The 11,704-nt window shown below is 38.8% G+C and carries 11 protein-coding genes; 4 read left to right on the forward strand and 7 right to left on the reverse strand.

Annotation, left to right across the window (positions count from 1 at the left end; all coding sequences use genetic code 11):
- Positions 1-22: 22 nt before the first annotated feature.
- Together arfB and sohB are read right to left on the reverse strand one after the other, a co-directional pair.
- Positions 23-436 carry an alternative ribosome rescue aminoacyl-tRNA hydrolase ArfB gene (gene arfB, locus DPX34_RS11025; RefSeq protein WP_111978488.1) on the reverse strand — a complete coding sequence of 138 codons (414 nt, stop codon included), beginning with the start codon at positions 434-436 and terminating at the stop codon, positions 23-25.
- A gap of 185 nt (positions 437-621) precedes the next feature.
- Complete coding sequence (gene sohB / locus DPX34_RS11030) at positions 622-1,722, reverse strand: protease SohB (RefSeq protein ID WP_111978489.1); 1,101 nt, start codon at positions 1,720-1,722, stop codon at positions 622-624.
- A gap of 926 nt (positions 1,723-2,648) precedes the next feature.
- Here sohB and DPX34_RS11035 point away from each other — a divergent pair.
- The 4 genes from DPX34_RS11035 to DPX34_RS11050 are packed head-to-tail and all read left to right on the forward strand — an operon-like array spanning position 2,649 to position 5,325.
- Positions 2,649-3,164, forward strand: a complete 516-nt coding sequence (locus DPX34_RS11035) for a PTS sugar transporter subunit IIA (protein WP_111978490.1) — start codon at positions 2,649-2,651, stop codon at positions 3,162-3,164.
- Positions 3,161-3,502 carry an ArsC family reductase gene (locus tag DPX34_RS11040; protein ID WP_111978491.1) on the forward strand — a complete coding sequence of 114 codons (342 nt, stop codon included), beginning with the start codon at positions 3,161-3,163 and terminating at the stop codon, positions 3,500-3,502. Before DPX34_RS11035 ends, DPX34_RS11040 begins: the two co-directional genes overlap by 4 nt.
- 1 nt (position 3,503) lies before the next feature.
- Entirely contained in the window at positions 3,504-4,649 is a 1,146-nt protein-coding gene (gene dapE / locus DPX34_RS11045; protein WP_111978492.1) for a succinyl-diaminopimelate desuccinylase, read from the forward strand.
- Between the two features lie 4 nt (positions 4,650-4,653).
- Positions 4,654-5,325, forward strand: a complete 672-nt coding sequence (locus DPX34_RS11050) for a M15 family metallopeptidase (protein WP_111978493.1) — start codon at positions 4,654-4,656, stop codon at positions 5,323-5,325.
- Positions 5,326-5,331: 6 nt separating this feature from the next.
- Here the strand turns inward: DPX34_RS11050 and DPX34_RS11055 are convergent, their stop codons facing one another.
- The 5 genes from DPX34_RS11055 to DPX34_RS11075 form a co-directional block, all read right to left on the reverse strand.
- Positions 5,332-5,679, reverse strand: coding sequence for a HopJ type III effector protein (locus DPX34_RS11055; RefSeq protein ID WP_111978494.1), 348 nt, complete (start codon positions 5,677-5,679; stop codon positions 5,332-5,334).
- A gap of 89 nt (positions 5,680-5,768) precedes the next feature.
- Positions 5,769-6,065: a PilZ domain-containing protein gene (locus DPX34_RS11060; RefSeq protein WP_111978495.1), complete on the reverse strand. Its 297-nt coding sequence runs from the start codon at positions 6,063-6,065 to the stop codon at positions 5,769-5,771.
- A gap of 276 nt (positions 6,066-6,341) precedes the next feature.
- Positions 6,342-10,256, reverse strand: a complete 3,915-nt coding sequence (hrpA, locus tag DPX34_RS11065) for an ATP-dependent RNA helicase HrpA (protein ID WP_111978496.1) — start codon at positions 10,254-10,256, stop codon at positions 6,342-6,344.
- A gap of 463 nt (positions 10,257-10,719) precedes the next feature.
- Positions 10,720-11,139, reverse strand: coding sequence for a CBS domain-containing protein (locus DPX34_RS11070; protein ID WP_111978497.1), 420 nt, complete (start codon positions 11,137-11,139; stop codon positions 10,720-10,722).
- 276 nt (positions 11,140-11,415) lie between these two features.
- Positions 11,416-11,640, reverse strand: coding sequence for a DUF2835 family protein (locus DPX34_RS11075; RefSeq protein ID WP_111978498.1), 225 nt, complete (start codon positions 11,638-11,640; stop codon positions 11,416-11,418).
- Positions 11,641-11,704: the final 64 nt, after the last annotated feature.

Consider the following 11,704-nt stretch of genomic DNA (forward strand, 5'->3'; position numbering starts at 1 on the left):
TATCAATTACATTTTTTAATAATTAAAAATTTATTTTTCCACGCATTTGCTTTGTTTTGCCACGTTGAGTTTTGGTGTCAACTCGTCGTCGCTGCGAAGCTTTAGTCGCTTTAGTGGGTCTTCGTGTTTTGATTTGCACCGTCGCTTGTTTTATTAAATCGCTAAGCCGGTTAAGTGCATCTTCTTTATTTAATTCTTGCGTTCTAAACGCTTGCGCTTTGATCACAATAACACCGTCTTTTGTAATACGACTGTCTTTTAGATTAAGTAAACGTTGCTTATAAAAGTCGGGTAACGTTGAGCGGTTTATATCAAAACGTAAATGAATAGCGCTAGCGACTTTGTTTACATTTTGGCCGCCTGCGCCTTGCGAACGAATAGCCGTTAATTCGATCTCCCAAGCGGCCAGTGTAATTGAGTTCGAAATTTTCAGCATAATATTTGCCTATATAGTTAAAATGCACCGGTCTTTATACTCAAATCACTTGAGTCTATCTCTTAAGCCAATAAATAACGATTTAAGCCACTATTTTAGCACCGTTTAAACATAAAAAAGCCGGTAAAATACCGGCCTTCAATTTTAACGTTCACGTTATATTTAATCTATGTTAAACAATGTGTTTACTGATGACGTAAGCTTTGTAAACGTTGCCAAGCTTTAACAAATAGGGCGTCAAATAAGTTTGCAGCACCAAAGGGGAGTTTTTCAGATAAACTTTTCTTTTGACTGTATTTAACTTGATAAATATTTTTATCTTCATTTTGTGCCAGTAAATAGTCATCTGATGTTTCAACGCTATCAATCAAGCCTAAATCGAGCGCTTGGGTGCCATACCAGTGCTCACCTGTCGCGACTTTTTCAATGTCTAATGCAGGACGATACTGGCTAATATGCGTTTTAAACAATGTATGTGTCTCTTCTAATTCTTGCTTGAATTTTTCACGACCGGCATCGGTATTTTCACCAAACATCGTCATTGTACGTTTGAATTCGCCTGCTGTTACTTGTTCAAAATCAACGTTGTTGTTTTTAAGTAAACGATGAAAATTAGGGATTTGTGCAATCACGCCAATCGAACCAATAATGGCAAAAGGTGCCGATACAATTTTATTCGCCACACAGGCCATCATATAACCGCCACTGGCGGCCACTTTGTCTACCGCAATGGTTAATGGAATTTCACGTTGACGAATACGCGCTAACTGTGACGAAGCAAACCCATAACCGTGTACAACACCGCCTGGGCTTTCTAAACGAACGAGGACTTCATCGCCTTTTTCTACAATCGCTAAAATGGCAGTGACTTCTTCTCGTAAATTTTCAGCTTCGTGTGCATCCATACTCCCTTTGAAATCAACCACGAATAGTTTTTTCGGTTCACTGCTTTCAGTCTGCTCAGCTTGCTCGGTATCTGATTTTTTATTTTTAGCTTCTTTGGCTGCCAATTTGGCCGCTTTTTTATCGGCTTTAGCCTGCTCTTTGGCTTCTTCTTTTTCTTGTTTTTCTAATGCTTTTAGTTGTTCTTTTGATAACAGCTCATCTTGAATAGAACGTTTAATATCAGCAAAGTGCTCAGTTAAGTTAGTAATAACTAACTCACCTTTTTTACCCGCCTTACCTTTCATGGTGTTGGCCGCAACAATGGCAAGCACCACAACTAACGATACGATCAACGTGATCGCTTTGGCTAAAAACAAGCCATATTCGTACAAAAATTCCATTAACAAAACCTTAAATAGGAGTAAAAAGTTAGCGCTATTTAATACGCTAAGAGATCTAGCATGTAGATAAGGGCAAATAAGTTAATTTCAAGGTTATTGAACAGCCCAGTTTATGCACTTATCATTGCTTACTACTTTTTAATGTGAATAAAAAATCACGTTTATTCTGTAAACAATAGCAATTTAAAGCGATAAAACGGATATATAGAGAAATAACCAGTAAATAGACTGTTTTTTAATCAACCCATAAAAACCTTTAAAATCAACAAATTAACAAGCTTAAAGAAAGTAACCAACAAGGTTATGCACAGACAATGTTAATAACAGTGAATAAGTTAATCTACTCTGAATAAATACCCACATTAACTTAATTTATACGCAAGACTTAGTGAATACCCAGTAAAAAAGGCGCTATTTATATTTATTTAACGGCTTCAAATTGTTAAGGGCAATAATAAACGTGTGAGTTTAACAATTTAATCGGGGTATTTTTCATCACACTTTTAGTTTAAATCAGTTTTATACACGTTATTCACAGAGTTAAGCATACAATACTTGAGTTAATTAATTAGAATACACAATACACTATTTTATGCCGATGTTTTATCCACATTCAGATTAAACAACTCAAAAAACAACCAAACGAACAAAAAACAAACAAACAATAAAAATCTTTAAAATCAATAACATAACAAGTTAACCGTAACTAACTAACAAACTTACCCACAACTTATGTTAATAACAGTGCATAACCATAATATTGACGAAAACAAGCTTAAAAAGCCTTAAAACACGGGGATAACCTGACGAAAACCCATATAAAGAATATTTTTATTCAATATGGCGAGTTTTTACGGCTTTAATAACGTTTATTTGAATGAGTGGTGTACAATAAAGCTTATTATTTATCTAATAAGCTTTGACGTGTGGATAAAACCGAAATAATACACCCTTTTAGCCAAGCCGATTTAACGGGGAGTTTTGCCATCGCGGCACCTTGCAATGCGCATGTAAAACCGCTTGCTCAACACCCTCGACCTCTGGTTGCTAATGGCTATTTTGGGACGGGGGTTATGTTTGAGCCCTTTGGCTATAAATTTTATAGCCCGCTGGCTGGCGTATTAACTCATATGCCGCAAACTTGCCATCAAATAAAATTAAAGAGCAAACAAGGCATTCAATTACATATTGAGTTTGGTCAACAAACAGAAAATTTAATGGCGACCGGGTTTAAACTTTATAAAAGCACCGGCGATAAAGTTGAAAAAGGTGATTTGCTTTTTGAATTTGATTTAGCCCGTATGAAGCGAGAGCTACCCAGTATTATTTCCTTTTTAACGATTACGAATACACAGCAACTCGCTTGTATATTCCCGTTTTATCATGAAGTACATGCGATAACGGATAATCTTCTTAATTTAAAAGTGCGGAGTAAAAAATGACGGTTTTATATGGCATTAAAAATTGTGATTCGGTAAAAAAAGCAAAAAAATGGTTAACCGCCAGTGATGTCGATTTTAAATTTCATGATTTTAGAGTCGAAGGCCTCAGTGCCGAAAAAATTGAATTTTGGTTACAACACGTTGACCTTTCTTTGTTATTAAACAAACGAGGCACAACTTATCGTCAACTCAGCGACGAAATCAAAGACGGAATTAATGAAGGCAATGTTGTATCATTATTTTTAGAAAACCCGACGCTAATAAAGCGTCCGGTATTAGAAACAAACAATGAAGTGATTGTTGGCTTTAAAGCTGACGACTATCAAGCAAGGTTTTAATATGTCAAATCAAGAAAGCGCCGTTCTCGCATTAACTAAAGAGCTTATCAGCCGTAAATCGGTTACCCCAGAAGACGAAGGATGCCAACCATTGATGTCGTCTCGGTTAGAGGCCATCGGTTTTACTACCGAGCAAATGGTCTTTGAAGATACAACCAACATGTGGGTAAGAAAAGGCACAGAAGCCCCTGTATTTTGTTTTGCAGGTCACACCGATGTCGTGCCTTCGGGTCCGGTAAAAGATTGGCATACCCCCCCTTTTGAGCCAACTGAAATCAATGGCTATATACATGGCCGGGGTGCGGCCGATATGAAAGGGAGCTTAGCGGCGATGGTTGTTGCAACTGAGCGCTTTATTGAAAAGCATCCTGATCATAAAGGTTCTATTGCTTTTTTAATCACCAGTGATGAAGAAGGCCCTTTCATCAATGGCACAACACGTGTTATTGATACACTTGAAGCCCGTAACGAAAAATTTGATTGGGCATTAGTCGGCGAACCTTCAAGCACACATAAAATTGGTGATGTCATTAAAAATGGCCGTCGTGGATCATTAAGCGGTGATTTATATGTTAAAGGAATTCAGGGGCATGTGGCTTATCCACACCTTGTAGAAAACCCAATTCATTTAGCGACCCCTGCATTAACAGAATTAGCTCAAATGCAATGGGATGAAGGTAATGATTTCTTCCCTCCAACGAGCTTTCAAATATCAAATATTAATGGCGGTACAGGCGCCACAAACGTGGTGCCGGGTGATGTGCATATTCAATTTAACTTTAGATATTCGACAGAAGTAACAGCTGAAGAATTAGTTAAACAAGTTGAAAGCATTTTAGACGCTCATGGCTTTAAATATGATTTAGACTGGACATACAACGGTTTACCTTTTTTAACGGCAGCGGGTGATCTTGTTCAAGCCAGTGTAAAAGCGATTGAAGATACAGTGCATTATACGCCACAATTATTGACGACAGGCGGCACGTCTGATGGTCGTTTTATTGCACCAACCGGTGCGCAAGTTTTAGAGCTTGGGCCGTGTAATGCCACCATCCATAAAGTAAATGAATGTGTAAAAATAAGTGATTTAGAACACTTAACAACGATGTACGAGCGCATTTTAGAAAACTTATTGGCGACCAAGTAACGTTATGAAACGATTAACCGGCTTAGATAACCAGGCCCTATTTGAACTGTATCCTAATCATTGGATCCATGAAAATAGCCAAGCTGCGGTTATTTTATTGCAGCAACAAGCTGCTAAAGCCGGTTTTGATTTACGTTTAGCCAGTAGCTATCGCAGTTTTGCGCAGCAATGTAAAATTTGGAATGAGAAGTTTAACGGCAATCGACCTGTTTATGATCCTCATGGTCGGCCAGTCGTCATGAGTAAATTAAACGAGCTTGAAAAAATAAAAGCGATTTGTTATTACTCTGCTATTCCGGGCACCAGCAGACATCACTGGGGAACCGACATTGATGTTTATGACGCCGCAAAAATAACACGCCAAGATTTACAACTCATACCCGAAGAATACCAAGCGAATGGGCCTTGCTCGGCTTTATTTGATTGGATGATTAAGACACTACCAACACTTGAATTTAGCTTTCCTTACCTGCCCCCTTATTCAGACACACTAAAAATAGCGAATGAGCCTTGGCATATAAGCCATAAACCCGTTGCTAGCGCACTTGCCAAACAATTAACCCCAACTACTTGGCTATCTGAATTAAACGATGTGACAGCGCAAATAGCCGGGTTTAACACACTAAAAGTTAATTTGGATTCACTTTTTTGTGATTATGTTCAGCAAACGGTTTAATTATTCTTAAACTTTAGCGCTTAACGCGACTTGCTCAAATTTAATACCCGACCAACCGTGGATCATAAAGTTACGAATATTTTGGTGATCACTTGCATTTGGATGCTCAAGTACATCTTGGCGGTAATACCGACCAAATAATGCTAATGTGCTTTCAGGGTTTAGATCATTCAATTGGGCAAACGCAAATATTTTGCAGGAGCCATTATTTTGGCCCGCTTCATTAACCGTATCACCGTTCGTGAATTGAGTGGGTGTGAAGTCATATTGGTTATCAATAACCGCCATTGTGTCTTCAAAATCAAGTGAGAGTGGATTATTTTCTAAAGTTGTTAAAAATTGAGTTAGTGACATATTTTTCTTTTTAAGTTAAAAAACCACTCTACATTCAAATTATTTGAACATAAAAGTGGCTTGTTGGAAGGGCTGAAACACGATTTATATTAATTCATTTCAACAATTTCGATCCCTACAGTCCAGCTTTCGCCTTCTTGGGTACTTCTGAGTACCTTACCTTTCGCATTAAGCGACGGGATATTGGCATTCGTTGACGTTATATTCACTTGAACGACCGTTCCTTGATCAATTGGGTTTTCAAGCTCAACCGCCATGCCTGTGGCGCTTAAATCACGACAAATGGCATTAAATTTTTGCGGTGTTTCTGCATCCAGTACGGTTAAAATACATTCTGCGCTTACCATCATGCGATAGAATGCACGCTGATCATTATGACCTCTCACGACTACCTCCTAAATTATCAACGAATTATATAGTCTTCTCGCTCAGGTTTTATGGTTCATTGTCAGCGCTTACTCGCCCCAATCACATAGTAGAGCATATGCTCATGGCGTCTCGAAGCTTGCCTGCATGGATGCAGGTAAGGGGCGAGAGCAGGACGCGGTAGCTTTGACGGCTTCCCCTAAAACCCGATCGCTTTGACTATAATAAATAGAAGTCTACTAAACACTCCATATTTATCAAATTATTTAATAAACTTACTACAAAGCGTAGACCAATTACTTACTGATGTCTTTTATAAAATTAGTCACGCGCTTGGGTGAGATCGCATATTGTGTGCCTAAATTTTGTGCAAAAATAGAAACTCGCAATTCTTGTAGCATATAATAAAGCTCTCGATACTCTGTTGGCGAGGGTAACGGTTTAAATAAATGCTCAAGATAAACTTGCGCTTGCTCTTCACAGTTCACTACCGTGTCGCGATTTAATCGGTCGCGTACGGGATCTGATTTTAATTTTTCCATTCTGCGTACAATCGCATCTAAGTAACGCTGCAGATGACTTAAGTTATCAACCCCATGAAAACGCACAAAGCCTTTAAATATTAACGTTTCGAGCTGTGCTTTTAAATCTGATTGCGCTTGGATCATTTCAAAGCTAGTTTTACCTTTTAACTGTTTGGCTATTTGATGTGAGGTCGTCAGTACTTTCTCAACTTGTTGGGCAACCTTTAAAACAATATCGCAAATATCCGCTTTTATCGTATTGAGTAATTTAAGATAATCAGCTTCATTACGGATATTTAGCGCCTGTGTTAATACAAACTGCTCAACACTGGCTTCAACGCAGTCTTGGATCAAATCATTAATTTGACCAAATGGATTAAAATACAAACCTAATTTGGCTTTATTGGGTAACTTTTCGCGTAAATAAGATAAAGGAGAAGGTATATTTAAACAAATGAGCCTAACAACCCCTGCGGTATGCTGAAAATTGGCCAGTTCAAGCGAGTCGAATAACTTGATCGAGGCTGACGTTTTATCATCATGCAAAGCCGGATACGCTTTAACTTGGTAATTACCGCGTTTTTTACTGTATTCAACCGGTAACTCAATATCAGGCCATTGTGTTAAACCTTTTTGCTCAATACCATCATCAGCCACTTTACTTAATGTTTGTTTTAACTGACCTTGGAGTTTGTGCTTCAAAGTTGCTAAATCACCATCGGTTGCGATGGGCTTATCGTGTTCATCAACGACCGTAAATTTAGGCACTAAATGCGCAGGTATTTGCGACATATCCCAGCTTTCGGGTGGAATGCGAATACCCGATAAACGTAAAAGCTCTTTAGTGACGGCTTCGATTAATGGTAAGTCTTTATGCTTACCTAAAGCTTTCATACACGCATCGGCAAAATTAGGAGCGGGTACAAAGTTACGACGTAACGCTTTAGGGAGTGATTTTATTAATGCAACAATTAACTCATGTTGATACGCTGGAATTGTCCAATCAAACCCTTTATCTTCAATTTGATTTAACAAGGGCAAAGGTATTTTTACGTGTATACCATCTTCAGATTTACCTGGCTCAAATACATAATCGAGTTTTAAATCAATATTACCTTGTTGCCATTGATCAGGGTAAGCCGCCGCGGTGACATGATCGGCTTCATGTTTCATTAAATCATCTTTACTAAATTTAAGTAAATCCGGTTGCTCACGTTTGGCTTGATTCCACCACTTTTTAAAATGTTGTGTATCGGCTATATCAGCCGGTATTTTTTCATTATAAAAATTAAATAAATCATCTTCATCAATCAATATATCACGTCGACGTGCCTTATCTTCTAGCTCAATAACTTCGTCTATCAGTTGGTTATTATGCTCGATAAAATCAACTTTAAAATTTAACTGGCGATTGATGAGCGCTTCGCGAATAAATAATTCATGACTGATCACCGGATCAATTTTACTGTATTGAATACGCCGGCGATTAACGATAGGTAAGCCATAAAGCTTTTGTGTTTCGAAGGCAACAACTGATTGGCGTTTTTTCTCCCAGTGAGGTTCATCATATTGATATTTAACAAGGTGCTGTGAAAATTCTTCCAACCATTCGACTTCTATTCCGGCATTATTGCGGGCATATAGACGACTGGTTTCAACCAACTCACTGGCGATGATCCATTTAGGCTGTTTTTTAAATAAAGCAGAGCCTGGGAAAATATGAAATTGACTATTTCGAGCGCCAATATAGCCTTTTTCATTATGTTTATTACCGACATGACTCAGCAACCCTGGTAGTAAAGATTTATGGATCGCATCGTCACCGGCCGGGTTATCATTCATGTTTAAATTTAAATCTTTTAAACTTTGATTGGTCTGACTAAACAAGTCTTGCCACTCTCGCACGCGTAAGTAATTAAGAAACTCGACGCGACACATGCGTCTAAACTGATTACCCGATAGCTGCTGCTGCATTTCTTTTAAATAGTCCCATAACTTGAGAAAACTTAAAAAATCAGAACCTTCTGCATTAAAACGTTTATGCATTTCGTCAGCTTTGTTTTGCTGATCATTAGGCCTTTCTCTTGGGTCTTGAATACTTAATGCCGCCGCGATGACCGTTGTTTCGTACAAACTATTTTGGTTTACGGCTGCAACCAGCATACGCGCTAAACGCGGATCAATCGGTAGCCTTGATACTTGTTTACCAATACTCGTGAGCGTAAATTGACTTGAGCGCCCTTTTTGATTTGATTTATGTCGGCTGGCTTTCGTTTTACTCACACAACCTAATTCAAGTAGTAAATTAACCCCGTCATTAATGCTGCGCCCATCAGGTGGCTGAACAAAAGGAAACTGCTCAATGTCGCCCAAGCCAAGCGCCAGCATTTGTAATATAACCGACGCTAAATTAGTACGTAGAATTTCGGGGTCGGTAAATTCAGGGCGTCCATTAAAATCATCTTCACTGTAAAGTCGAATGCAGATACCATCAGCGACACGTCCACAACGCCCTTTACGCTGATTTGCACTGGCTTGAGAAATCGCTTCGATAGGTAAACGTTGAACTTTGGTTCGATAACTGTAGCGTGATATACGCGCGGTTCCGGGGTCTATAACATAACGAATGCCCGGTACGGTTAATGATGTTTCGGCAACATTGGTGGACAACACAATTCGACGACCGGTATGCGATTGAAAAACGCGATTTTGTTCATTCGCTGATAGTCGTGCATAAAGCGGCAATATTTCGGTATGACGCAAATTTCGTTTTTCGAGTGCTTCAGCAGTGTCGCGAATTTCTCGCTCTCCATTCATAAAAATAAGCACATCACCAGGCGGTTCTTTTTGTAGTTCATCTACCGCATCAAAAATAGCTTGCAATTGATCACGCTCAGTATCGTTACTGTCATTAATGGCTTGGTATCGTACTTCAACCGGAAAGGTTCGGCCTGAAACTTCTATGATCGGTGCGCCACTAAAGTGATTAGAAAAACGCTCAGGGTCGATCGTGGCCGAGGTAATAATTAATTTAAGATCACGTCGTTTAATGAGCAGTTGCTTTAAATAACCTAAAATAAAATCAATGTTTAAACTGCGCTCATGCGCTTCATCAATGATGATCGTATCGTACTGATTTAAAAACCGATCGTGTTGCATTTCAGTTAATAAGATACCGTCGGTCATGAGTTTAATGTAAGCCGTATCTGACATTTGGTCGTTAAACCGCACCTTATAACCGACCTTTTCACCTATTTTAGTTTTGAGCTCTTCTGCTATTCGATCACAAACGGTACGAGCCGCTAATCGACGAGGCTGCGTATGGCCGATAAAACCATTTAAACCGCGTCCGGCTTCTAAGCACATTTTAGGTAATTGGGTGGTTTTACCCGAGCCGGTTTCACCCGCCACAATAACAACTTGGTGCTGTTTGATCGCGGCAATAATATCGTCACGTTTTTGGCTAACGGGTAATTGCTCGGGGTATGTGATATCGGGAAGGCCAGATCGACGTGCATCTTTGCGCGCAATAGAGGTATCAAGTTGTGCTTGCCACTTATCGAGTGCGGCTTGTTTTTTATCTTCGGCAAGTTTTAAACAATGTAAATATTGTCTTTTTAAACGAAAAAAATCAGCTTGGTAACATTGCTTAAGTTGAGACGGAAAAGATGGGCGAACCTGAGACAAAACGACAAAACCTCTATAAAACAGCTAAAATATACACATTCACTTAACTAACCAAAACTAAAATGATAAAAGTTTAAATGACGACTGTGAGCACAAAGTGCATATGATAACAGTTTTTAGGCTGAACTAAGAAACAAAAAAGCCGAGTAAACTCGGCAATTGCTCAGGGGATTAACTCAGAGGCTATAGTCAAAGCGATCGGGTTTTAGGGGCAGGTTTCTAGTTCCAGACGAAACCGAAGTACTTACATCCATGTCAGCAAAGCCGTCAAAGCTACCGTGTCCAGCTCTCGCCCCTTACCTGCATCCATGCAGGCAAGCTTCGAGACCCCATGAGCATATGCTCTACTATGTGATTGGGGCCGCCTAAATGGATTTAGGTGTTAGAACGACGCAAGAGCCAAAGTCGAGAGAAAGCGCTTACAATGAACCATAAAACCTGAGCGAGAAGACTATACTTAAAATTAAGCAACCGTGTGATAAGCATCATGTAAATGGTGATCAATAGCGACCATTATATCGTGGCGCGATATTAAACCTAACAAAACACCATCATCATCTATTACGGGGTAAACTCTTGGCCGGTTTTTTGCCATGGCTTGTGCTAATTCAATAACAGATGCATAAGGCCTAACCGATTTTACATCGGTGATCATAAACTCACCTACCGACGCGATATTTTCACGGTAATAGGTTGAGGCAAGCATTTTACTAATACAATCTTGCTCAGACAAAAAGCCAATGACTTTTTTGTCGGGTCCTAAGACCGGTCCACCTGACTGGTTACTCTTAATTAAAAGCTCCACAGCAACGGCTACTGACATGTCGGGTGTAAATGTAACAGGACGAACTTTCATATAATCTTTAACTTGAATCGATTCCATAAATACCTCACATGTTCTTAAGTCACTGCAAAAAAGCAATACAATTTTTTCAACCTTGCTTTTTAGACTCGTTATACTTTTTGCTTAACATCACAAAAAAGTAAACGTTAATATAAGCTTAGATGCTGTTTTGAAAAAGACCGCATATTTATTAATTCAAAAAAGCATATAGGTAGATAAATTAGCTTTAAGAGCGTGAGGTCATGATTTAAATCTTATTGATAAAGATAAAGATAAAAATAAAAATAAAAATAGAGATAGAGATAGAGATTACGCTTATTTTACCTGCTGGAAAGATTGTATTTTATTATGACTATCAACAATCATACAAAAAACACCTTTTATGCCATTGGGCTTGATAAATTTACGTAAATTTGCAGACGGTAGTTGCACCCTCAAACCATTATGAGCAGTGGCCGTTACGGTGTGATGTAACCCCGTATAAAGCTGCTCACACTCTTGAATGCTAACATCTAATGAAAAAAAATAAGTTTGACTCATGGTATAAATTATAAAATAAGGAGCGGTAAAGCGAGGTTAATTAGCCCAGAATAAGCAACCGGGC

Origin of the sequence: Algibacillus agarilyticus (assembly GCF_003286125.1) — a bacterium.
GTDB lineage: Bacteria > Pseudomonadota > Gammaproteobacteria > Enterobacterales > Alteromonadaceae > Algibacillus > Algibacillus agarilyticus.

What these genes read in the sequence shown, in the direction of transcription:
- arfB (WP_111978488.1), bottom strand. Translation starts at nt 436, where the DNA reads ATGCTGAAAATTTCGAACTCAATTACACTGGCCGCTTGGGAGATCGAA.
- sohB (WP_111978489.1), bottom strand. Translation starts at nt 1,722, where the DNA reads ATGGAATTTTTGTACGAATATGGCTTGTTTTTAGCCAAAGCGATCACG.
- DPX34_RS11040 (WP_111978491.1), top strand. Translation starts at nt 3,161, where the DNA reads ATGACGGTTTTATATGGCATTAAAAATTGTGATTCGGTAAAAAAAGCA.
- dapE (WP_111978492.1), top strand. Translation starts at nt 3,504, where the DNA reads ATGTCAAATCAAGAAAGCGCCGTTCTCGCATTAACTAAAGAGCTTATC.
- DPX34_RS11050 (WP_111978493.1), top strand. Translation starts at nt 4,654, where the DNA reads ATGAAACGATTAACCGGCTTAGATAACCAGGCCCTATTTGAACTGTAT.
- DPX34_RS11055 (WP_111978494.1), bottom strand. Translation starts at nt 5,679, where the DNA reads ATGTCACTAACTCAATTTTTAACAACTTTAGAAAATAATCCACTCTCA.
- DPX34_RS11070 (WP_111978497.1), bottom strand. Translation starts at nt 11,139, where the DNA reads ATGGAATCGATTCAAGTTAAAGATTATATGAAAGTTCGTCCTGTTACA.
- DPX34_RS11075 (WP_111978498.1), bottom strand. Translation starts at nt 11,640, where the DNA reads ATGAGTCAAACTTATTTTTTTTCATTAGATGTTAGCATTCAAGAGTGT.